Origin of the sequence: Lawsonella clevelandensis (assembly GCF_003241315.1) — a bacterium.
In the GTDB taxonomy this organism is placed as follows: domain Bacteria; phylum Actinomycetota; class Actinomycetes; order Mycobacteriales; family Mycobacteriaceae; genus Lawsonella; species Lawsonella clevelandensis_A.
In genome coordinates, this window is the sequence record NZ_QFOZ01000003.1 from 1 (window position 1) to 22,135 (window position 22,135).

The 22,135-nt window shown below is 54.7% G+C and carries 20 protein-coding genes; 11 read left to right on the plus strand and 9 right to left on the minus strand.

Translation table 11 applies throughout. The annotated features are described in order from the left end of the window. Positions 1–212: 212 nt before the first annotated feature. Together DI579_RS03250 and dusB are read right to left on the minus strand one after the other, a co-directional pair. Positions 213–899 carry a phosphate uptake regulator PhoU gene (locus DI579_RS03250; RefSeq protein ID WP_290598999.1) on the minus strand — a complete coding sequence of 229 codons (687 nt, stop codon included), beginning with the start codon at positions 897–899 and terminating at the stop codon, positions 213–215. Between the two features lie 75 nt (positions 900–974). Beyond that, complete coding sequence (gene dusB, locus DI579_RS03255) at positions 975–2,114, minus strand: tRNA dihydrouridine synthase DusB (RefSeq protein WP_290598997.1); 1,140 nt, start codon at positions 2,112–2,114, stop codon at positions 975–977. A 167-nt stretch (positions 2,115–2,281) separates the two neighbouring features. On the opposite strand from dusB, the gene DI579_RS03260 reads away from it, so the two are divergent. Continuing rightward, positions 2,282–2,551 carry an ACT domain-containing protein gene (locus DI579_RS03260; RefSeq protein ID WP_290599014.1) on the plus strand — a complete coding sequence of 90 codons (270 nt, stop codon included), beginning with the start codon at positions 2,282–2,284 and terminating at the stop codon, positions 2,549–2,551. A gap of 20 nt (positions 2,552–2,571) precedes the next feature. Continuing rightward, positions 2,572–3,930, plus strand: coding sequence for a PFL family protein (locus DI579_RS03265; protein WP_290599013.1), 1,359 nt, complete (start codon positions 2,572–2,574; stop codon positions 3,928–3,930). 24 nt (positions 3,931–3,954) lie between these two features. On the opposite strand, the gene DI579_RS03270 is transcribed toward DI579_RS03265, so the two are convergent. Further along, positions 3,955–4,485 carry a tRNA (cytidine(34)-2'-O)-methyltransferase gene (locus DI579_RS03270; protein WP_303678690.1) on the minus strand — a complete coding sequence of 177 codons (531 nt, stop codon included), beginning with the start codon at positions 4,483–4,485 and terminating at the stop codon, positions 3,955–3,957. Positions 4,486–4,585: 100 nt separating this feature from the next. Between DI579_RS03270 and DI579_RS03275 the strand changes: the two genes are divergently transcribed. Then, a complete protein-coding gene (locus DI579_RS03275) occupies positions 4,586–5,440 on the plus strand; it encodes a bifunctional methylenetetrahydrofolate dehydrogenase/methenyltetrahydrofolate cyclohydrolase (RefSeq protein ID WP_290598993.1) in 855 nt (284 codons plus the stop codon). Further along, on the plus strand, positions 5,437–5,940 hold the full coding sequence (locus DI579_RS03280) for a DUF3017 domain-containing protein (protein ID WP_290598991.1): 504 nt from the start codon (positions 5,437–5,439) through the stop codon (positions 5,938–5,940). Before DI579_RS03275 ends, DI579_RS03280 begins: the two co-directional genes overlap by 4 nt. A 64-nt stretch (positions 5,941–6,004) precedes the next feature. Here the strand turns inward: DI579_RS03280 and DI579_RS03285 are convergent, their stop codons facing one another. Further along, positions 6,005–7,159, minus strand: a complete 1,155-nt coding sequence (locus DI579_RS03285) for a homoserine O-acetyltransferase (protein WP_290598988.1) — start codon at positions 7,157–7,159, stop codon at positions 6,005–6,007. A gap of 75 nt (positions 7,160–7,234) precedes the next feature. Further along, a complete protein-coding gene (locus DI579_RS03290; protein WP_290598986.1) occupies positions 7,235–8,560 on the minus strand; it encodes an O-acetylhomoserine aminocarboxypropyltransferase/cysteine synthase family protein in 1,326 nt (441 codons plus the stop codon). Positions 8,561–8,945: 385 nt separating this feature from the next. On the opposite strand from DI579_RS03290, the gene DI579_RS03295 reads away from it, so the two are divergent. The 5 genes from DI579_RS03295 to trpS all read left to right on the plus strand — a co-directional run bounded on the left by DI579_RS03295 (position 8,946) and on the right by trpS (position 15,208). Then, positions 8,946–10,514: an MFS transporter gene (locus tag DI579_RS03295; protein ID WP_303678691.1), complete on the plus strand. Its 1,569-nt coding sequence runs from the start codon at positions 8,946–8,948 to the stop codon at positions 10,512–10,514. Positions 10,515–10,653: 139 nt separating this feature from the next. Continuing rightward, positions 10,654–11,874, plus strand: a complete 1,221-nt coding sequence (locus tag DI579_RS03300; protein WP_303678692.1) for an NADP-dependent isocitrate dehydrogenase — start codon at positions 10,654–10,656, stop codon at positions 11,872–11,874. Positions 11,875–11,877: 3 nt separating this feature from the next. Beyond that, positions 11,878–13,101: an MFS transporter gene (locus DI579_RS03305; protein ID WP_290598979.1), complete on the plus strand. Its 1,224-nt coding sequence runs from the start codon at positions 11,878–11,880 to the stop codon at positions 13,099–13,101. A gap of 31 nt (positions 13,102–13,132) precedes the next feature. After that, positions 13,133–14,035 (plus strand): exodeoxyribonuclease III, encoded by a 903-nt coding sequence (locus DI579_RS03310; RefSeq protein ID WP_290598977.1) that lies wholly within the window; start codon positions 13,133–13,135, stop codon positions 14,033–14,035. A gap of 141 nt (positions 14,036–14,176) precedes the next feature. After that, positions 14,177–15,208 carry a tryptophan--tRNA ligase gene (gene trpS, locus DI579_RS03315; protein ID WP_290598975.1) on the plus strand — a complete coding sequence of 344 codons (1,032 nt, stop codon included), beginning with the start codon at positions 14,177–14,179 and terminating at the stop codon, positions 15,206–15,208. A 228-nt stretch (positions 15,209–15,436) separates the two neighbouring features. Here the strand turns inward: trpS and DI579_RS03320 are convergent, their stop codons facing one another. The 4 genes from DI579_RS03320 to DI579_RS03335 are packed head-to-tail and all read right to left on the minus strand — an operon-like array spanning position 15,437 to position 19,150. Beyond that, positions 15,437–16,669 (minus strand): primosomal protein, encoded by a 1,233-nt coding sequence (locus tag DI579_RS03320; RefSeq protein WP_290598973.1) that lies wholly within the window; start codon positions 16,667–16,669, stop codon positions 15,437–15,439. 52 nt (positions 16,670–16,721) lie between these two features. Further along, a complete protein-coding gene (locus DI579_RS03325; RefSeq protein WP_290598971.1) occupies positions 16,722–17,255 on the minus strand; it encodes a YbaB/EbfC family nucleoid-associated protein in 534 nt (177 codons plus the stop codon). 12 nt (positions 17,256–17,267) lie between these two features. Beyond that, on the minus strand, positions 17,268–18,833 hold the full coding sequence (locus tag DI579_RS03330) for an NlpC/P60 family protein (RefSeq protein ID WP_290598969.1): 1,566 nt from the start codon (positions 18,831–18,833) through the stop codon (positions 17,268–17,270). Further along, a complete protein-coding gene (locus tag DI579_RS03335; RefSeq protein ID WP_290598968.1) occupies positions 18,830–19,150 on the minus strand; it encodes a hypothetical protein in 321 nt (106 codons plus the stop codon). Before DI579_RS03335 ends, DI579_RS03330 begins: the two co-directional genes overlap by 4 nt. 195 nt (positions 19,151–19,345) lie before the next feature. On the opposite strand from DI579_RS03335, the gene upp reads away from it, so the two are divergent. Then, complete coding sequence (gene upp, locus DI579_RS03340; protein ID WP_290598967.1) at positions 19,346–19,990, plus strand: uracil phosphoribosyltransferase; 645 nt, start codon at positions 19,346–19,348, stop codon at positions 19,988–19,990. Positions 19,991–20,213: 223 nt separating this feature from the next. Next, positions 20,214–22,130: an amino acid transporter gene (locus tag DI579_RS03345; RefSeq protein ID WP_290599012.1), complete on the plus strand. Its 1,917-nt coding sequence runs from the start codon at positions 20,214–20,216 to the stop codon at positions 22,128–22,130. Positions 22,131–22,135 lie beyond the last annotated feature (5 nt).

Here is a 22,135-nt window from a genome sequence, read left to right on the forward strand (position 1 = left end):
ACCGGACGCTAAACACCATACCGGACGCTAAACATTGAACTAGTCACCAAATACCGGGTACGTGACACCACTCAATTAATGCGAGTGGGAAGGGAATCATTGTCGAGGAAGCGTGAGTAAAAAGAATAGATAAACAAAATAAAAGTGTGTGGCCTGACTCTTCTAAAAGATACAGGCCACACACTTTTAGTGACTTACCGAATGGGTTATCTTTACTGGTCTGCGATTTCTTGGGTGGTATCGGATAGTTCATCCAGTTCAGGATCCTCGCCGGTCACCAGGTAGATAACACGTTGTGCGGAGTCCACTGCGTAGTCTCCGAAACGCTCTAAGTAGTGGGCTAGGAGAGCTAAATCCGCCGCTTGGTGAGGCGTGAATGTGCAGCTGGATGTGCGAACAAGTGCAAGCGCTGCCTCCCGGTAATCACGCATGCGGAGGTGGCGCTCACCCAACCAGCGGGCAGTATCAATATCTAGCTCATCCAGTACCTGCACTGCGGTGTGTCCCTCAGCGGTGGCAAGTTTCGACATAGCTTCAATAAGGTCAATTGCCTCATCGGGGACGCAGCAGTCCGGGTGGTGGTCGCGGGCCAGATCCGCAATGTGTAGAGCGTGGACAGTCATCTGCCGGGCATCGCTAATGGAGTTCAGTGCAGACACAATCTGGCGCAGGTCAGTTGCAACAGGAGCCTGCAATGCTAGTAGATCAAGCGCTAAGCAAGCCATCTCGTGGGCGTCCACACTTAGCTTGTCAGCACCGCTAATCACTTGCTCTGCAGCAGACAAGTCAGCGTTTAAAAGTGCGCTGGTAGCTAGCTGCAAATTCCGGGTGGCCTGCTGCAGAAGATCCTGCAGGTGGGTCTTTAAAGTATCAAGTTGATGCTGATAAGCAGTACGCATATGCCCATCATACGGAAACTCTAAGAGGCATGCAGCAAAAGAAGTTTAAGGAGAGATGAAATTTTAAAAGTACTGCTAGCCGCCGGAATGCAGCTCGTGGTCGTCGACCACAACATCATCCTGTTCGGGATCATCCAACCACCCATCCGGCAGGGCTACCTTGGCGGCGGCGGAGCCTTGCCGTCCCCGCGGCGCATCCGGGTTTTCCGGCAGTGCGTCACTCGTGAAGAACGGTGCCAACAACTCTTCAATTTCCGCCACGCTAGAGACGAGCGATAACTGTTTGCGAAGGTCCCTACCCGCTGGATAGCCATGCAGGTACCAGGCAATATGCTTCCGCAGGTCGCGGCAGCCCTTGAGCTCCCCATGAAAATCCGCCAACAGTTCAGCGTGGCGCAGCATAATGCGTGTCACTTCCCCGAATGTGGGTGGGGGCGACACCGGATCACCCGCCAACGCCTGGTGAATCTGCGCAAACAGCCAGGGGCGTCCTAAACAGCCGCGGCCTACGACCACACCATCGCAGCCCGTCTGCTCCATCATGGCGGTGGCATCCGCGGCAGCAAAAATGTCCCCATTGCCCAACACGGGAATGGAGGTGACGTGTTCTTTCAATGTGGCAATTGTTTCCCAATGGGCGTGGCCGGAGTAGCGTTCCGCCGCAGTACGGCCATGCAGTGTGACGGCGGCCGCGCCTTCATCTTCCGCAATACGGCCCGCATCTAGATAGGTGATGTGGTCGTCGTCAATACCTACCCGGAATTTCACTGTTACCGGAATGTTTGTGCCGGTGGTGGCGCGCACGGCAGCCCGCACAATATCCCGGTAGAGGCGGCGTTTGTAGGGGAGGGCGGAGCCGCCGCCGCGGCGAGTGACTTTGGGGACGGGGCAGCCGAAGTTCATGTCGATGTGGTCGGCCATGTTATTGTCCACGATCATCCGCGCCGCCCGGTATGTCCACTCGGGGTCCACAGTGTAGAGCTGCACGGAGCGGGGGGATTCCGAGGGGGCGAACCGCATCAAATCCAGGGTGGCGGGGTGGTGTTCTGCTAGCGCGCGGGCCGTCACCATCTCGCATACGTAGAGGCCGGAAACAGCGCCGACGCGGGCGAGTTCCTGCTCGCGGCAGAGGACGCGGAAGGCAGCATTAGTTACTCCCGCCATCGGGGCGAGGACAACGGGGGAGGCGAGCTCCAAAGAACCAATGCGTAACATTCCTCCATTTCACCGTGGAATACTGGGCTGGCGCAAATAATGGGCTGGTGTGAATAACGAACCAGCGCAATAAATGCCCTGGCGTTCATGTAGGGGTTCGCGATAGCTTTGCGTGACGCCTTTTGTGGTGCTCGCTCCGCTACTTGCTGGCAGATAGGATAGTGACCATGAAAGCCATCGTTACTGTTACCGGAATTGACCACACGGGCATTGTTGCTGCCGTGGCACAAGCATTAGCTGAACTGGATACAAACATTCTTAATATGTCGCAGACGCTCATGGGGGATTATTTCACCATGATTATGCAGTGCGAGTTTGATGATGCTGTGCGCCCCATTGGCACTGTGCAGGAGCGACTCACTGAGGTGGGTGGGGAGCAGAAGCTGGATATTCGTATCCAGTCGGAAGCTATTTTTGATGCCATGCATCGGCTGTAAGGGGCGGGTATCCGATGAGTATGGACACTACTGAGAACATTCTCGAAACTATCCGCATGATCGAGGAACAAAACCTCGATATCCGCACTGTCACTATGGGTATTTCCCTGCTGGGGTGTATCGATAGTGATGGTGACCGGTGCCGCCAGAAAATCTACGATACTGTGACGACGCGGGCGGCGCGGCTAGTAGACGTGTGTGAGCAGATTGAGCGGGAACTCGGTATTCCGATTATCCATAAGCGTATTTCCGTCACCCCTATTTCTCTTATTGCGGCGGCAAGTGGTGAGGATAATTATGTAGAGTTTGCCCGCACGTTGGATAGGGCTGCGCATACTCTGGGCGTGAATTTTATTGGTGGCTTTTCTGCGCTGGTGGAGAAGGGTTCCACGACCGGTGACCATATTCTTATGTCGTCCATTCCGGAGGCTCTGGCCGAGACTGAGTTGGTGTGTTCGTCGGTCAACATTGGGTCTACGCGTGCTGGTATTAATATGTCGGCGGTGGGGCACATGGGCCACGTTGTGAAACAATCCGCGGAGTTGACGGCCGACCAGCAGGGCCTGGGTGCGGCAAAACTCGTCATTTTTGCAAACGCTGTTGGAGATAACCCCTTCATGGCGGGTGCTTTCCATGGTGTGGCAGAACCCGACTGTGTGGTGTCGGTGGGCGTATCCGGCCCGGGTGTTATTAAACGCGCCCTGGAAAACTATCCGGATGCTAGTTTCGGTGCCGCCGCAGAGGTTATTAAAAAGGCGGCGTTCAAGATCACTCGGGTGGGGCAGCTGGTGGGACGTATCGCCTCCGAGCGGCTAGACGTTCCCTTCGGAATTGTGGATCTTTCCCTTGCCCCGACGGCTGCGGTGGGGGACTCTGTTGCCCGCATTCTGGAAGAGCTTGGCCTGGAGCGGGTTGGTGCGCATGGCACAACTGCAGCTCTTGCCCTCCTCAATGATGCTGTGAAGAAGGGCGGCATGATGGCCTGCAGCCATGTGGGCGGCTTGTCTGGTTCCTTCATTCCGGTGTCGGAAGATAGGGGCATGATTGAGGCTGCCGAGCTGGGTGCTATCAACCTGGCGAAGTTGGAGGCGATGACGGCTATCTGCTCTGTTGGCCTCGATATGGTGGCGGTACCAGGGGATGCACCGGCATCGAGTATTGCCGGCATGATTGCCGACGAGGCCGCTATCGGCATTATGAATTCCAAGACTACTGCCGTCCGCGTGATCCCTGTCCCCGGCATGAAAGTAGGGGAAACCGTAGAGTTCGGCGGGTTGCTGGGGCAGGCCCCCATTATGGAGATATCGCCGTATTCCTCGGATGCTCTTATTAACCGCGGTGGGCGTATCCCGGCACCGGTACACGGATTCAAAAACTAGCCTGCGGCCTGCAGCAGTTGGATGCTAGATGCCGTCCACAAACCCCATCTGTCGCCATGCTTCAAAAACGGCGATGGCGGCAGTGTTCGACAAGTTCATAGAGCGCCGTCCCGGCAGCATCGGTATCCGCACCACTTCGGTAACGCGCGGGTCCACTAGTTCCGCATCGGTAAGCCCGGTGGGTTCCGGGCCGAAGAGAAGAACATCGCCGGGGCGGTAATTTATGTCCCCATAGTGGTGGGTGCCGCGGGCGGAGAATGCGAAGACGCGCCCGGGTTCGCGGCTGGCAGCCGCCGGCATTGCCTGGGCGGCGGGGGAGTCGGGGCCGCCGGTGAGCGCGTCGAGGGCGACGTCAAGATCATGGTGGAGAAAAACATGCGCCATGTCGTGGTAGTCCAGGCCCGCTCGCTGCAGGTGCTTATCGGAGAGATCAAAACCGAGTGGCCCCGCAAGATGCAGCTCGCAGCCGGTTACTGCGGAAGTACGAATAGCGTTACCCGTGTTGGGGGGAATACAGGGGCGGGCGAAAAGAATACGGATATTGGCACCAGACATGGTTCCATTCTTGCACCTTCCATGTATGACAAGCAGATCGCCTCCGCTGCGATAGCTTTTGGGTATCCGCTTTGTGGCCGAACATGGAATACTGAGAAGCGTGACTGCAGTAAAACTTGATGGAATCAAATACCGTGACGAAATCTTTGCCGACCTTACCAAGCGCGTAGCGGCGCTGCGGGAGAAGGGTATTGTCCCCGGTTTGGCTACTGTACTGGTGGGTGACGACCCCGCCTCTCACTCCTATGTGCGCATGAAGCACCAGGATTGTGAGAAGGTCGGTGTTCACTCCATCCGCAAGGATCTACCAGCTGATACCACTCAGGAAGAGCTTGAAGCCGTCATCCGGGAACTCAATGAGGACCCGGCCTGCACCGGCTATATTGTGCAGTTACCACTGCCCAAACACCTCGACGAGAACCGCATTCTGGAACTCATCGACCCTGCTAAGGATGCGGACGGCCTGCACCCCGTAAACCTGGGGAAACTTGTTCTGATGGAGCCGGCACCCCTGCCCTGTACCCCCAACGGGTGCATTGGTCTGCTGCGCCGCTACGGCGTGGAACTTAACGGCGCCAAAGTGTGTGTGGTGGGCCGCGGTATTACGGTGGGGCGTCCCATTGGGCTTATGCTCACCCGCCGCACGGAGAACGCCACTGTTACTCTCTGCCATACCGGGACGAAGGATCTTGCCGCGGAAACACGCGCTGCAGATATTGTGATCGCCGCAGCTGGCCAACCACACATGATTACTGCCGACATGATTAAAGAAGGCGCCGCCCTCCTGGATGTGGGTGTTTCCCGCGTGGACGGCAAACTGACGGGCGATCTTCACCCAGATGTGTGGGAGAAGGCCGGCTATGTGTCCCCCAACCCTGGTGGGGTGGGTCCGCTTACTCGTGCGTTCCTTGTTAGTAACGTGGTGGAACGCTGTGAACGGATGGCTGCGGAGTGACGTCCCTGCGGAAACCGCGGCGGGGCAAAAAACGGCAGGTTAAGAAGCCGCGCGAGAAGCACTTTCTGGACGATAAACCACAGCTTGTGAACCCGGCCTTCCCGCCGGAGCCAGCACCGACGGGTCGCGTTGAAGCCCCCGATGATGTGATTGCCGATGTTGATCTAGAACGCTATGGGGTGGCAGCCCGCGGCTGGGCGCCGTTCCGGGACTGGTTCATCGGCATCTTCAAGCACGATAAAGAATGGTGGCGCCGCCAGGTAGCGTTCCTCATTGTCGTGCTGCTACTTATCGTTTCGGCCGTATTTGTGCTGGCAGGGCATTGGCGGCGGGGAGTGACCATCCTGGCATGTACTGCTCTTCTGACAGCTGCACTGCGGTCATTCCTACCGGCAGACTATGTGGAAATGCTGGAGGTACGCTCGCAGCGGTTTGACGTCATCTTCCTGCTAGTAATGGGAACCGCCCTGCTTTTCCTAGTGGTGACGGTACCGGTCTAGCATAGTTTCAGCATAGTTACCCTCGGCGGCAGCATACTGTAGCAATGCGCCACGGAAGCAGCTGTTACACGTGTACCTGTTCGTCAGCTTGTGCAAGCGCAAGCGTTTTCTGCAGAATCTCGGCGGTCTGGTCAGCCTCCGCCAGGAACCCATCATGTCCCTTTTCAGAGGTAATGATTTCTACCCCGGAACAGTAGGGAAGGTGGTCGGCAAGCTCTTCAATCTGGCGCAGGGGATAGAGGCGGTCAGTATCCACTGCACAAATAACCGCTGGTACTTCGCAGGTTTCTAATACGTGGTGGATACCGCCGCGCCCACGCCCAATATCGTGACGGTTCAGGGCGTCTGTTAGTAGAACATAGCAGCAGGCGTCGAAGCGGGAAATGAGTTTTGACGCCTGGTGGTCCAGGTAGCTTTGTACCGCGTAGCGGCCCTGCATACTCAGGTCTTCCCCGATGGGATCTTCACCGGGGGCGGGGCGATTTGCGAAACGCCGCTCCAACTCCTGCTCCGAACGATAGGAGAGGTGGGCGATGCGCCGGGCAATGCCCAACCCCATGGTGGGTTCGCGGCCGGTGCCGTGGTAGCCGCCCTGCTGCCAGGCCGGGTCGGAGGTGATGGCCAGAATCTGCGTGGTTTGCCACCCAATTTGGTCGGCGGAGGCGCAGGGCCCCACAGCGAGAACGCCGGCGGACGCTACCCGCTGCGGATACATCATCATCCATTCCAGGGTGCGGGCACCACCCATGGAGCCACCAATGACGGCGGCGAAACGACGAATCCCAAGAATATTCGCCAATTGTGCCTCCGCACGCACCATGTCGCGAATGGAAATGGCGGGGAAGCGGGCACCCCAATAATGCCCGTCCGGGTGGAGTGAGGAGGGGCCGGTAGTGCCACGGCAGCCACCCAGCGTATTGGTACAAATGACGAACCAGCGGTTGGTGTCGATGGGGCAGTCGGGGCCGACCATTCCGGGCCACCAGCCGGCGGTGGGGTGGAGTGCGTCCTGGGGTCCCACCACATGCGAGTCGCCGGTGAGGGCATGCTCAATGAGGATGATGTTACTGGCGTCCGCGTTGAGGGTGCCCCAGCATTGCAGGGCAATAGCGACCTGGGGGAGGAGGACACCGGAGTCCAGGAGAACGTCCCCAATGCGCACATAACCAAGAGTGCCGTCTGCGGGCGGCAGCAGCGGGTGTGGGGTGGCGGCGTTCACCTGTCCTCCTTTCGGGGTGTCCTGCTAGCTATTCCAGTGTAGCTAGTTGTTAGCTGTAATTAGTGCAGCACGCTATTACAGCGCTGCGACGGCGTCGAATCCGCGCTGAAGGTCGGCGATAATATCGTCGACGGATTCCAAGCCGACGGAAAGGCGAATGGTGGCGTCGGTAATACCGGCGTGCTTCTTCGCCTCGGTGGTCAGCTGCGAGTGGGTGGTGGAACCCGGGTGGGTGACGAGGGAACGCACATCACCCAAGTTCGCCAGGTTGGTGTGGAGTTTCAGCGCATCGATGAATGTCCAGGCTTCCTTCGTCGATCCTTTAATATCGAAGGCCAGTACAGAGCTGGCACCCTTCGGGCAGACACGCTTGTGCACCTCATACCAGGGGGAGGACGGCAGTCCCGCATAGTTGACGGTGTCAACAAGTTCCTGCTGCTCCAGCCATTCCGCTACTTTCTGCGCGTTGGATACGTGGCGTTCCATCCGTAGCGAGAGGGTTTCCAAACCAAGTTGGGTGGCCCATGCGTTGAAGGGGGAAATGCCGGAGCCGGTGTCCCGCATGAAGCTGACGCGGGCTTTCAGAATGAGTGCGCCGGGGCCTGCATCAGTGTAGACAAAACCATGGTAGGCGGGGTCGGGGGCGGCAAGGCCGGGGAAGACGAGCTCTCCGTTGCGTTTGACGGTCCAGTCGAATTTTCCGCCGTCGATGAGGGCACCCGCCATGACGGTACCGTGCCCGGCCATGAACTTGGTGGCGGACTCCACGACTAGGTCGGCGCCGAGGTCAAGCGGGCGAGTGAGGTAGGGGGTGGCCATGGTGTTGTCGACAACTAGTGGGACGAGGTTGCGGTGGGCAACGTCGGCGATGGCAGGAATGTCGAACACGTCATTGGCGGGGTTGGAGATGGTTTCCCCGTAGAAGAGTTTGGTGTTGGGTTGGACGGCGTCCTGCCAGGATTGTGGATCGTCCGGATCCTCCACGAAGGTAACCTGCAGCCCCATCTTGGGGAGGGTATGGCGGAAGAGTGTCTCGGTGCCGCCGTAGAGGCGGGGGCTGGACACAATATGGTCCCCGGCAGAGGCAATGGATTCGACGGTGGCCAGGATAGCAGCCATGCCGGATCCGAAGAGGAGGGCACCGACGCCGTTTTCCAGGGAGGCGATGCGTTCCTCAACCATGTCGGTGGTGGGGTTGTTGAGGCGGGTGTAGATGTGGCCGCCTTTGGTGAGGGCGAAGCGGTCTGCCCCGTCTTGGCAGTCTTCGAAGGCGAAGGCGGTGGTGAGGTGGAGAGGCATGGCTCGCGCACCGTAATCTGAGTCGAGTTTTTGGCCGGCGTGGACTGCGCGGGTGTCAAAATCCCAGTCAGCATAGTCCGTGTTGTCGTATTTGTACTCCACAGGCGTTGCGCCTCCTTTGTGCTCTGCTTTCAGTGCGCTAGTGAGTGTAGGAGTAAGACTCTAGGTTTATCTCTGGGTCTTATCCTACGTGGTGGTAACAGCAAATTTGCGTTCGTATTGCTTACACAGTCTGTCTCTATAGGTTCTGCCTGTCTATAGGTTCTGCTGTGTCGTTACGGAATGTGACGGGCAGGACGCCATCGTAGATGTGTCGCATCTCATACTAATTTGTTGCAGTAAAAAGTTGCGAAAAAGCCTTTAATGCTCTCTGCTGTTGTCTTTCTATTAATGAATATATGGGTATACTACTGTGTTTTTGCAGTTCAATACGTATTTAACACAGAATGATTTTAATTAAATCGCCTATATACGATAGAAAGGATATATGTCAAAAAAACGGATACAACCACAGCAGCGAAATGAGGCCTGGAAGGCCTTCTCCGTTGTTATGGCCGCAGGCTTCGTAGGGCTTTTAAGCGTCTCGATTGTCAATGTGGCGCTTCCTTCGATAGAAAAATCCCTGCACGCAACACCGACACAATTCCAATGGATTGTGGCTGGTTATGCTGTTGCGTTTGGTCTACTTCTTGTTCCTTCGGGTCGTTTCGGCGATGTCCTCGGACGACGCCCTGTTTTCCTTTTCGGTTCACTTCTATTCATGCTTACCTCTCTGGCCTGCGGTTTTTCGACCAGCGCTGGAGTTCTCGTTGTTATGCGCGTGTTACAAGGCATTGGAGCCTCCGTAACAACACCGCAGGTTATTGGCTTTATTCAAGAACTTTTCCAGGGGAGAGAACGCGCCCACGCCTTCGGTATCTTCGGTATGGTCGTCAGTATTTCCTCAGCTATTGGTCCAGCTCTTGGTGGTGCTTTGGTCAGCGGCCTCGGCCCGGACTGGGGTTGGCGTTCCGTCTTCCTTGTCAATATCCCCTTCTCCATTTTTATTCTGGTAATGGGGCCCAAACTTTTACCAGCAGGCCAGAAACGTGAAAAGGGTTCTAAACTCAATCTCGATTCTGTCGGTTTAGTGCTGATGGCTCTGGGTGTACTGGCCCTCATGCTGCCCTTCATTCTGGCAACTGACCCGTCCTATGGTGTGGCACATGCCCCCTGGTATTTCATTGGTGTAGGTCTTCTCTTCGGCGCTCTCTTCACCAGTTGGGAACTCTGGCGAGAGAGCAATAACCACGAGGTTGTCATGCCTCGTTCTCTCATGAAAAACCAGGGTTTCACCCTAGGGTCAGCAGTTTCTACAGGCTTTTTCGCGGGATGGACTGGCCTTTTTGTAGTGCTCACACTGTACCTACAGGAGGGAATTGGAATGGCGGCCTGGATCGCTGGCCTACTCCAGGTTCCTCTCGCCCTCATGGGTGCTTATGGGTCGCAGCGCTCTGCCACATGGATGGCTCGTTGTGGCCGTTGGCTGGTTTTCATTGGGCTCATCTCCACTATGGTGGGGCTTGCTCTCATGATCGGTTCGGCTGTTCTACTGCCTGAAAAGTTTGTGTGGTTGGGAATCCTTATCGGTGGTGCTATCGCTGGTTTCGGCTCTGGTATCACCATCAGCCCCAACCAGACTTTTGCACTAACAGAGGTCCCGGTAGAACAAGGCGGTGCAGCCGGAGGTGTCTTACAGACCATGCAGCGTATCGGTTCCTCCATCGGTATCGCGGGGGTAACTCTGGTGTTCTTCTCAACGTGCTACAACGATTCGCTTGCCGGATACACACACGCTTTCGCCCTATCCATGTCATTAGTGATAGGCCTTATGGCGTTGGGGGCACTTTTCGGACTGGCAGATGCCCTCCGCAATGACGGCCGTGAGGAACTCATGGCTATGGAAACTCCAGAGCCCGTTGAGGTTGACAGCTATGTGGACACAAGATGTATATGGTCGTTAGGTTCCCCATTGCGAGGATCTGCTGCCGCGCTATGGCATACCGTCACCATTTAATGTGACTTGTGTTACAAGTACTGTGGAAAGCCACAGTACTATATAAAGAGAACAACCCATTAGGTAGCTTTCGTATAGCGCACTGCCGCAGTACTACACTGCACTACACTGCACCGCACTGCATCACAAAGGAGTATCAATGTCGAAGATCCACGTCGATGGCACTGTTGTTGAACTTGACGGCGACGAAATGACTCACGTCATTTGGCAAGACATTCGCGATAATCTGATCCTTCCCTACCTTGACATCAATCTCGAGTACTACGACCTCGGCATCGAAAATCGCGACGCCACTGACGACCAGATCACCATTGATGCAGCCAACGCCATTAAGAAGCACGGCGTAGGCGTTAAATGTGCCACCATCACCCCCGATGAGGCCCGAGTGAAAGAATTCGGCCTCAAGAAAATGTGGAAATCCCCCAACGGCACCATTCGCAATATCCTCGGCGGTACTATCTTCCGCGCTCCCATCATCATGTCCAATGTGCCGCGCCTTGTCCCCGGCTGGAAAAAACCCATCGTCATCGGCCGTCACGCCTTTGGCGACCAATACCGCGCCACCGACTTCAAAGTCCCCGGTGCTGGCACCGTCACCCTCACCTTCACCCCCGATGATGGCTCCGAACCCATCCAGCATGAAGTAGTGCGTCTTCCCGAAGACGGCGGTGTCGTTATGGGCATGTATAACTTCACTAAGTCCATTGAGGATTTCGCCCGGGCCTCCTTTAACTATGGCCTCAGCATGCACTATCCGGTGTATCTCTCCACCAAGAACACCATCCTCAAAGCCTATGATGGCCAGTTCAAAGATATTTTCCAGCGCATCTACGACGAGGAATTCAAGGCCGATTTTGAAGCCGCTGGCCTGCACTATGAGCATCGCCTCATCGACGATATGGTTGCTTCTTCTCTCAAGTGGGAAGGCGGCTATGTTTGGGCCTGCAAAAACTATGATGGCGACGTCCAATCCGATACTGTGGCGCAAGGTTTTGGCTCCCTCGGCCTCATGACCTCCGTCCTCCTCACCCCCGACGGAAAGATCTGTGAATCAGAAGCCGCCCACGGCACCGTCACCCGCCACTACCGCCAATACCAGGCCGGTAAACCCACCTCCACTAACCCCATTGCCAGCATTTATGCCTGGACGCGGGGTCTTGCCCACCGCGGCAAACTGGATGGGAATAAAGACCTTATCGGTTTTGCGGACACACTGGAGAAGGTCATTGTGGACACTGTTGAGGGTGGCCAAATGACGAAGGACCTCGCCCGTCTTGTTGGTGACGACCAGGAATGGCTCACCACGGAGCAGTTCATGGAAGCACTTATCACTAATCTTGGCAAGAAAATGGCGGTCTAAGTAGTGCGTGACACACACTCCATACGGTGGGCCATTATTGCCCTTATCCTGGGCGGTATTGGCACTGCCTGCACTGAGTCGTCCATTATTAGCCTGCTGCCCGATGTGGGGCGCCATGTAGGAATGACCACAGAGTCCACCCTGGGCTACGCCATTACCCTCTACATGGTGGGGGTTATTGTGGGGGCACCTATCTTCACGGTTGTCCTCGTCCATCTCAATCGGAAAAAATTGTTGATGGTGGCTATCTCCACGCAGGTGGTGGGCAATGTGCTTACTCTGTGTGCCCCAAATTTTGGGGTGCTGCTAGCAGGGCGATTCATTGCCGGTATCCCCCACGGCGCTATTTATGGTCTTACCGCCTTGGTGGGTGCCTATCTTGCCCCACCTGGGAAAACTGCCCGAACAGTGGCGAATGCTCTCCTGGGTGTCCCCATTGCCAACCTGGTGATGGTGCCGCTGATAACGTGGGTGGGGCAGTCCCTCAACTACCGTTACGCCTTCGGAATTATCGCTCTCTGTGGAGCATTAGCATGTGCCGCCATGTTTATATGGCTGCCCCCCATGGACGATATAGCACCCTCCAACCCCCGGCAGGAACTGGGTCTTTTTAAGAATAGGCAAGTGCTTCTTACTCTTTTCGCTGGGCTTTTCGGGTTCGGCGGCTTCTATGGTTTCCTCACCTACGTCACCCGTACCGTTGAGACCATCACCAAAATGAGTCCCTCTGTTATGCCCATCATTATGATGCTCATTGGTATAGGGGGTTTGGTGGGAACATTCCTCGCAGGTCATCTTTCCGATCGGCTCCCTGAGGGGGCTTTTCCCATTGTCATGGGGTGTTTTGTTGCGATTCTGGCATTCTCCCCGCTGATGGTGAAAACGCCCGTCACACTTTTTATTGAAGTATTCCTGGTGGGTGTTTTTGGGGCAGGAGCATTCTCTGCTTCCATGCAGGTGCGTCTTATTAAACATGCTGGTGACGCCCAGAATTTGGCCTCATCGATGAATCATGTTTCCCTGTGCCTCGCCAATATCATTGGGTCGTTTGTCTCCGCTCAAGCTGTGCAGCACCATCTCGGTGGAGACTATATGTACATCATTCCGGCAGTTCTTGGTGCTGCCGTTGGGGCAGTGGGGCTCGTTTTCCTGCTTGTTGCCGTGTACTTCGTTAAATCGGGCAAAGACCAACCCGCGGAGCAAGAACAGTCGGTGGGTGAGCACTAGAGATTATGAACACTAGAGAAAGTAGTAATGAGTGAGTTTTACCGTCACCTCCGTTAACGTCAACGGCATTCGCGCCGCCACCCGCGTCCGCTCTGAAGAGAATAAAGGCTTCTTGGCCTGGCTCAACACCACGTCCTCCGATGTGGTGTGTATCCAGGAAGTGCGTGCCACCCCGGAACAAGCCTTGACCGCACTAGCGCCAGCACTTGTCGACAATGGTGGCAGCTGGTATTTCTCCATGCAGGAAGCCGCCGCCAAGGGACGCGCAGGGGTCGGTATTCTCAGCAGGCAAGAGCCTATTGCAGTACGGACGGGCATCAATGTGGAAGAATTCGCTGACGCCGGGCGCTACATTGAAGCGGACTTCCCCATTGGGGGGCGCCTTGCTGGTGCCGTCGACGGGGATCTCCTCACCGTTGCATCCCTCTACCTTCCCTCCGGTGAAGTCGACACCCCGCGGCAGGATGAGAAGTATCGCTTCATGGATGGGTTCGCTACCTTCCTCAACCAGCGCACAACTCATGTCTCGGCAGGAACAGCACCGCAGACAGTAGTCTGTGGCGACTGGAACATCGCCCACCGCGAAGAAGACCTGAAAAACTTTAAAGCCAACACCACTAAATCGGGTTTTCTCCCCGTAGAACGTGAATGGATGACCAGCCTTTTCGGACCCAACGGAGTGGGCGTTGATACAGCTGGTAACCCCACCGGCTGGACCGATGCGCAACGCTATCTACAGCCCGAGGGGTGTGGACCGTACTCCTGGTGGAGCTACCGCGGTAAGGCCTTCGACAATGATGCCGGGTGGCGCATCGACTACCAGGCCATCACCCCCGGACTGGTCGACCATTTGCAGGAAGCGCGCGTGGAGCGGGCCGACGCCTACGCCCTCCGCTGGTCTGATCATGCACCTGTCACTGTCACCTACAAGTAGCACCACCTAGGGATATCGTCCTCTGAGGGGTAGTGCGCATGGTCCAGGGGAGCACTATTACATCTCATGCTCTAACGCGAGTAACCTGAAAATCGCATTCTTTCTTTCACATTTCGACCATAGATAGATAGCTGAATAAGTATGACCGACAACGACAAGAAACCAGAGAGTCGTCAACGTATTCTCTCTGGATTACAGCCCACTGCAGATTCCTTCCACTTAGGTAATTATCTGGGTGCTGCAAAACAGATGGTGGATCTACAGGATGATTACGATGCATTCTATTTCATCCCCGATATGCATGCCATCACCGTCGAGCAGGATCCTAAAGTACTGCGGGAACGTACGTGGGGTGCGGCTGCGCAGCTTATCGCACTGGGTGTGGATCCGGAAAAGTCAGTACTGTTCGTCCAGTCCCAGGTTCCTGAGCACGCTGAACTGACCTGGGTATTTAACTGCATGACTGGTTTCGGTGAAGCTAGCCGTATGACGCAGTTCAAAGACAAATCTCAAAAGCATGGTCGGGACAAGACCACGGTGGGTCTATTCGACTATCCCATTCTGATGGCTGCCGATATTCTTCTCTACAGCCCACAGCTTATCCCCGTGGGTGAAGATCAGCGGCAGCATGTTGAATTGACGCGTAATCTCGCTGAACGATTCAACAATAGGTACGGTCGCACTTTCACCCTTCCGGAAGCATTTATTATCAAGGGTGCCGCGAAGATTTATGACCTGCAGGATCCCACCTCCAAGATGTCGAAGTCGGGGAAGAATCCCAAGGGCATTGTTAACCTACTTGATGATCCGAAAGTATCGGCGAAGAGAATTCGTTCCGCCGTTACTGACAATGATGGCGTTATCGCTTTTGATCGTGAGAAGAAGCCAGGCGTTTCCAACCTCCTCACCATTCTGAGCGCCCTCACCAGCACCGATATTGATACGCTAGTGTCCCAATATGAGGGACATGGCTACGGTGACCTGAAGAAGGATACGGCGGAAGCGCTGGAGGATTTTGTTACTCCTTTGCGTACTCGTGTTGACGAGATTCTGTCTGACCGTGCAGAACTGGAGCGAATCCTGCAGCGTGGTGCGGAACGTGCTCGCGAATGCTCTGCTCCGGTACTGGATAGAGTGTACGAGCAGATTGGTTTCCTGCGTCCACTGCGATAAGCACTGCACAGTGAAAACTGCATAGTGTAGCTACTCGTAGTGTAGATACTATGCAGCGTAGAGACTGAACGAAAAGGTGGTGGCCACTCCGTTAATGGAGTGGCCACCACCTTTAACACTTTTTATGGACTGTGCTGCAAAACATCTTTATTTTGTAGAGTTTTTGTCCTGCAGGTGTTTTCCTACAGAGATTCTAGTTTTGCAGGACATCCCTATAGCAGTGAAGATTTAGTGCTTTTCTACAATGCCGTTGAGCCAGTCGACAAGTTTGTCCCATTCTTCGACAACATCATCGTAGGGCTCGGAGGGGGTGTCTGTGTCAGTATCGTCATCGAGGATGGACTCTACATACGATCCCAGACGGGTGGAGCTATCTAGAGCAGGATCAACAACGTTAGTGTCGAGGTACTCTTCGGCATCGAGGAGTAGTTCTACCGCTAGATCGAGTTGGTTCTTGTCAACGTCGATGGGGCCGTTTTTTATCTGCTTAGGTAGGCGGACGAAAGAGTAAATATTGTCGTCGGTGGGGCGAACATTCAGTTCGCCACTGCCTGCTTGGAAAACTACCTGGTCCCATCCGGGGAGTTTATACATGCTGTGGTCAGGTTCCTCGGAGAGGAAACGCAGCATGCCTCGTTGGCTTGTGAAGCCGAAGATGTGGTCATCGTTACCGAGGAAGAGGGGCTTGTCATTGATGTAGCAGCGGAGAGTGAAGCGGGTGCCGGTAGGAAGAATGATTTTAACGGGGTCGATGCCGATACTTGCCCAGAAGGGGTCTTCATCGTCATCGGGCTCCCAGTCGTCGTCTCCGAGTAGTCCGGCGGCCGTGTCTGCGTCTTCTCGTTCTGCGGCGAGGGCGCGAGCCTCCTCTAATTCTGCTTCTGCAGCTGCAACAAGACTAGCGTCAACTGCGGGAGTGGTCACAAGCTCATCAATGAGGTTGAGAACATCATCCCAATGTTTGCTGATAATTTTGCCAATGCGAGTCCATTCGCGTGAGCCTTCACGGCCATAGAAATTATCAATACCGCCAGATGTGGCTCCCAGATCTCCGTGCTTGCGGAAGAATTTTTCAATTTCGGGAATATCGCAGATGCTTCCGATGGTGCGCGCCATAGTGAAGCAGTCGTCGAGTTCTAGAACAGATTCCTCAGTGGGGTTCTCGGATAGTAATTCTGGGACTCCTACGAGGTCATAGGAGTGTTCCTCATCGGGATCAAGTTCAAGAACGGGAAGGTGTGCAGTGTGTTCCCACGATGGGTGATCTTGGAGATCATTCGCTGCACCGGAACGGAGGAAGGCGGCAAGTTGGGCGGGAGTGGCGAAACCATAGAGGTCTTCGTCGAGGCCAAGCATGGCTTCCCAATCTTCTCCATCTTCCCGCCAGGCTGGTGCCCAGAGAGTAATGAAGTCTCCAGAGGGAAGACCCAGTGCTACAGGAACAATATCAGCTACAGACATACCCTCAGCCTACGGGAGTTACAGAGTGACTGCCATATCTTAAGAAGAACTTTTACGACTGCGTTACCCGAATGGGGTTAATCTTTTCAAGAGACTCAGTGAGTTCCTTATCCCATTGCTGGGAATAGGAGAGAGTCATTGTTTTTGCGCGCTGGTAAGCATCCATAATAGATTCTGCAAGGGCTTGTGCCGATAGAGTTTTGGCATCTTCTTTACACGTAACAGAGGTAAGGCAGCCGTATCCAGAAATGGTGACGCGCACAGCGTCGTTTTCTCCTTCACTGGCATGCGATTGGAGATTATTACTAGCTTCTTTTAACGTTGCCATGCTTTCCCGGAGGGCATCATACAGTTGTGTTAGTGCCGGAATAGGTGGCTCGCTCAGCTGCGCCATCGTAATATCGATTCTTCTACTGTTGTAGGTCTTTTGCCGCGCCGGCATGGCCTTAGCATGCAGTCGGCATAGTTCATGCGACAGACGGGTGGGGGAGAGGTTCCCGCGTAATTCGATATCGCGGAGTTCCCCATCGGTCGTGCATGTAATAGTGATAGTTCGATCAGCGGTGCAGTAAGTATTTTCCTTCATTGTTGCCTCGTACTATTTCTTCTTTAGCCAGGGTCGGAAGACACCTTCAAACGCCATGCCGGCGTTCTCGGTGCGAACGGGGGTAACTGCGACGGGATCGCCAGCTTCAATCATGAGACCGTCGCCAAGGAACATGGCAACATGCCCATCCCATATAAGGAGATCCCCAGGAAGTGCTTCTTCTACAGGAATCTGCGGATTATTATCCTGATCCCAGGTAGTGCGGCCTATCTCTAGACCAGCTTGCTGATAGGCCCATTGTGTGAGTCCGCTGCAATCTAAACCAACACCGGGGGTAGTTCCGCCCCACACATAGGGCACGCCTACTTGTGTAAGAGCAGATTTTATGGCGGTAGCAGCGGTCGCATTGGGAGCGTACACGGTATGCCCATTGGGGAGAGTGATAGGTACTTCTCCATCCGCCGTAACACAGTAACCGTTGGTATCGTCGGAAGTATTAGACGTGTGTGCCGATGAAGCAGTGTACCCTGACGCATACTGTGCTCCTGATGCATAGTGTGCACCAATTGAGGTGGCTGCCGGCGCACCAGTTCCTGCACTGGTTACTGCACCAGCTCCTCCACCAGTTCCGGAATAGGTAGAGCTGGGAGATCCCGTCTGCATACCAGTGGGTCCGGAGTATGTAGTAGCGGCACCAGCAGAATACGCCACGGATGAGGTGTGGGCCGGTGGAGCCTGTGTTGTTGTGGCATCTGCACGTACATCGGGATCTTGCCCCCAGGCGACGTGCTCAGTGAAGGAGTTTCCTCCGAGCTGCACGTCTATGTTCGTGTGACCATGAATCTTTGCTCTGCCTTTAATAGTAGGCAGTGTGGGTGTAAGGGTGGCGCCGGCAATTTCTGCCATGGAGTGTGGTGAGGGCACTGCAAGAGGTAGTTTAATATCGCTCTTCAGGTAGGCGTCATGGGCCGTTGCGAGAGCTTTCTGGGTAGGGCCTTGCAGTTCACTCAGTGCCCGCATATAGATGTCAGCTACTTGTTGGCATGCTATCAGAGCTTCTTCGGTAACTTCAATGATGGGGCCAATGATGGTCTCTGCCGTAGCGGCAATTGTGTCATTCGCTTCTTTGAGAAATTTAGCGATAACGGCAGCTATTTCGCAGCTGGCTCTTGCGACAATGGCTTCTGCTTCGCTGGTGGCGGCGGCCAGCTCGGCATGTTTTTCTTCTAGTTCGTCAGAGTGCAGTGCAATAGTTTTAACAGTTTTCTGGGCAGCTTGTGCAGCGGTTCCCGTCCATGCGGATGCTATTTGGCGAGTGGCACTTCCCACCGCATGCGTAACTGCACCAAAAGCCTTTCCTGTTTGTTGGAGGGCGGAGGTCAATCCATGCAGGCCTGTGAGGTCTAATGATGGTACAGCTGGTAAACCAAGCGGTAGCTTGAGATGAGGTGCTTGTTGAATTTGCTGTGACGCACTGGCGCCAGAGGACGTGGGGGTATAGCTAGCACTAGCCGAAATATGTAGTCCGGTCGCGCTGGTGAGCTCCAAAGACCCAGATGCTCCCATCGTGGCCAGTGTTTGTATCATGGGCAGGGCCAGAGTGAGGGGATCTGTCATAGCAAGCCTTCCTTAGCGATCGTGTCCCTATGTGCTTTTTCAGTGGCAAGGTAGGCAGCGCTAGTGGCTGCAGAGCGGGCGGCACTGTCCTCTAAATCGGCAACAACTTGTGCAAAACCTGCATTGTGCACCGTGTGTGCAGCCTCATAGGCTAGTGCGAATTCGGTGGCAATAACCCCCAAAGAGGGGAGGATAATGGCACTAGATGTGGCTTCTAAGAGGCCTTTTTCTGCCGCGAGTTCAGCACCGGTGGCTCCGAGAGCTTTACCAAATGCCGAAATTGCGGGGATATTTGCTGAGACATGAGTAAGTGACATGCTTCCCCTTCTTATGAGCGAACGTTAACTAATATGACGTTGCTTCTGTTACTGAAGGTTCCATCCCCCAAGAAAATTTCCCCAAAAAAATTTTTGAGAAAGTATGCTCTGCCATGTTTTGGCATACTCCGTCGTGTTCGGTGTTTCGTTCTGTCAACATCATGAATAGGGGGTAAATGTGCCAAGATAAAAAGCATGGATGTCACGATCATTAATCACCCCTTAGCCCTTGCTCGCCTTACCACTATGCGCGATGAGCGAAGCACCAATGCCCAGTTCCGCGCTGCCCTGCAAGAATTGGCACAAATGCTGGTGTATGAAGCAGCCCGCGACTTGCCGGTAGAAGATATTTCCATTACCACACCGTTAACGCCCACCACTGGGCATCGTCTGCTTCAACCGCCGCTGATTGTTCCCGTTATTCGTGCTGGTTTGGGAATGGTAGACGCGGCACTATCAATGATTCCCGATGCACAAGTGGGTTTTGTGGGTATGGCTCGTGACGAGGAAACCCACCAGCCTGTTCCTTATCTGGAAGCCCTCCCCGATGACCTTTCACAGCAAAATGTCTTCGTTATTGACCCAATGCTGGCGACGGGCGGCTCTATGTTGCACACCTTAAAACTTATCGTCGACCGTGGGGCACGGGATATTACGGCTGTTTGTATGGTGTCTGCTCCGCAGGGTGTTAAGGCGTTGGAGGAGTCTGGATTGCCGGTACGGTTGGTGACGGCTGCTCTCGATGATGGTTTGAACGAGGATGCGTATATTGTGCCGGGATTAGGCGATGCTGGGGATCGTCTCTATGGACCTCGGTATGATGACGCCACTTCTCGCTAGGTAGTATTTTTAACTCTTCCGTCATCTTCTTGTAAAAACTCTTAATGTACTTAAAAATATGTTTTGACGTGCTATTTTTAGTATTTTTTTGAGGATTTATACGGTGTTGTGAAAAAAGAAGATAAGGGGGGATTTTGTATTACCAAAAATAGGAGTAGGTTTTTCACACGTGAACCAATCTTCGCCAGAAGACGGCCGCGATAGCCGTAAACTCGGAGAACGTATGCGGGACTGGTGGCTTTCTGATGCTGATCAGCAGCCCGCCACGCTCCAAGGTCCGCACGGTCGTGTTATCCACGATGCACACCGTCATCCGTGGTACAAAGTCATGTGCCTATCGGGTCTCGACTACTTCTCCACTCTCGGTTATCAGCCCGGTATTGCTGCCTTGGCGGCGGGTACCTTGGCGCCGTTCGCCACTATCGTATTGGTACTCCTCACTGTTTTTGGTGCCTTGCCTATCTACCGGCGTGTCGCGAAAGAATCCCCCTATGGTGCTGGTTCCATCGGCATGCTTGAGTGGCTACTCCCTAAGTGGGGCGGCAAGATTCTCGTTCTTGTCCTTCTTGGCTTCGCCGCAACGGACTACCTCATCACCATGACGCTGTCCTCGGCTGACGCAACAGCGCACGTTATCGAGAACCCCTATACGCCGGCATGTTTTGAAGGACAGAATGTCCCCATCACCATTTTTATGCTGGTTGTTCTTACCTGCGTGTTCCTCCGCGGGTTCGGAGAAGCCATCAACCTGTCGGTAATACTGGTATCCGTCTTCCTGGTTCTCAATCTTGTCGTGGTGGGTGATGGTCTGTATGTTCTTATCACGCACCCCCACTATGTAACCGATTGGCACACAGCTTTATTAGCCCAGCACAGTAATCCGTGGGTGATGTTGGGTATCTCCCTTATCGTGTTCCCGAAGCTGGCTCTTGGCCTGTCTGGTTTTGAAACCGGCGTCGCTGTTATGCCGCAGATTAAAGGTGGCGAGGGCACCCAGCAGGAACGTCTTAACAATCGTATTAAGGGTGTCCGTCGCATGATGACGGTAGCGGCTCTCACGATGTGTACGTTCCTCATTGCGTCGTCCATCATTACTACTACTCTTATCCCTGCAGAAGCGCTGCAGGAGGGTGGAGAAGCTAACGGGCGCGCATTGGCCTATATTGCCCACCACTATATGGGCAACGGTATGGGAACGGTCTACGACATTGCTACCATTCTCATTCTCTGGTTCGCTGGGGCGTCTGCAATGGCCGGCATGTTGAACTTGGTGCCGCGCTACTTGCCTCGTTTCGGTATGGCACCCGAGTGGGCGGCACACACTCGTCCGCTGGCTATGGTGTTCGGCTTCGTCGCCATTTTTGTCACCATTCTTTTCAAGGCTGACGTTGACCACCAGGGTTCCGCTTATGCCACCGGTGTTCTGGTACTTATCACTTCTGCGGGCTATGCGGTGGCCCTATCAGCGTGGAAGAACAAAGAGTGGGGTAAGTTTGTCGGGTTCACGATTACGACGTGTGTCTTCGTCTACACAACCATTGTGAATATCGTGGAACGCCCCGAAGGTGTCCAGATTGCGGCCGTCTTTATTGCTGCTATTCTGGGTGTTTCTTTCGCATCCCGTATTCACCGTGCCTATGAGCTACGTGTACAGGACATTGTTTTCGATAAGGATGCTCAGCAGGTTCTGAAAGCCGCGAAACGGCGTGACCGCCTTGTCATCGTGGCGCATGATCCAGAGACTTTTGCACAGGATGAATATGTTATTAAGGAGCGTATTCAGCGGCGTCTTACCAATATTGAGGACGACGTACCAATTGTCTTCTTGGAAGTGAATGTGAAGGATGCGTCAGACTTCGACACAGTCCTTGAAGTTCATGGCCGTATGCGCGGTAAACACCGCGTGCTGTGGGTAGATGCGCCAGGTGTGCCCAATGCTATCGCTGCAGTTCTGCTCTACATCCGAGATGTTACTGGTGTTGTCCCGGACGCATATTTCGAGTGGGCCAATATTAGCCCCACTCGGTCGCTTGGTCGCTTCCTCTTCTGGGGACAGGGTGAGGTTGCGTCCGTTACTCACGAAGTATTGCGGCGAGCCGAGCCTAATCGTGACCGGCGCCCCCATATTCACGTCGGCTAGTAGTT

Coding starts and splice junctions, on each gene's coding strand:
- DI579_RS03265 (WP_290599013.1), top strand. CDS start 2,572: ATGGACACTACTGAGAACATTCTCGAAACTATCCGCATGATCGAGGAA.
- DI579_RS03345 (WP_290599012.1), top strand. CDS start 20,214: ATGCGGGACTGGTGGCTTTCTGATGCTGATCAGCAGCCCGCCACGCTC.
- DI579_RS03320 (WP_290598973.1), bottom strand. CDS start 16,669: ATGTCTGTAGCTGATATTGTTCCTGTAGCACTGGGTCTTCCCTCTGGA.
- DI579_RS03325 (WP_290598971.1), bottom strand. CDS start 17,255: ATGAAGGAAAATACTTACTGCACCGCTGATCGAACTATCACTATTACA.
- trpS (WP_290598975.1), top strand. CDS start 14,177: ATGACCGACAACGACAAGAAACCAGAGAGTCGTCAACGTATTCTCTCT.
- DI579_RS03270 (WP_303678690.1), bottom strand. CDS start 4,485: ATGTCTGGTGCCAATATCCGTATTCTTTTCGCCCGCCCCTGTATTCCC.
- dusB (WP_290598997.1), bottom strand. CDS start 2,114: ATGTTACGCATTGGTTCTTTGGAGCTCGCCTCCCCCGTTGTCCTCGCC.
- DI579_RS03295 (WP_303678691.1), top strand. CDS start 8,946: ATGTCAAAAAAACGGATACAACCACAGCAGCGAAATGAGGCCTGGAAG.
- DI579_RS03335 (WP_290598968.1), bottom strand. CDS start 19,150: ATGTCACTTACTCATGTCTCAGCAAATATCCCCGCAATTTCGGCATTT.
- DI579_RS03300 (WP_303678692.1), top strand. CDS start 10,654: ATGTCGAAGATCCACGTCGATGGCACTGTTGTTGAACTTGACGGCGAC.
- DI579_RS03260 (WP_290599014.1), top strand. CDS start 2,282: ATGAAAGCCATCGTTACTGTTACCGGAATTGACCACACGGGCATTGTT.
- upp (WP_290598967.1), top strand. CDS start 19,346: ATGGATGTCACGATCATTAATCACCCCTTAGCCCTTGCTCGCCTTACC.
- DI579_RS03330 (WP_290598969.1), bottom strand. CDS start 18,833: ATGACAGATCCCCTCACTCTGGCCCTGCCCATGATACAAACACTGGCC.
- DI579_RS03250 (WP_290598999.1), bottom strand. CDS start 899: ATGCGTACTGCTTATCAGCATCAACTTGATACTTTAAAGACCCACCTG.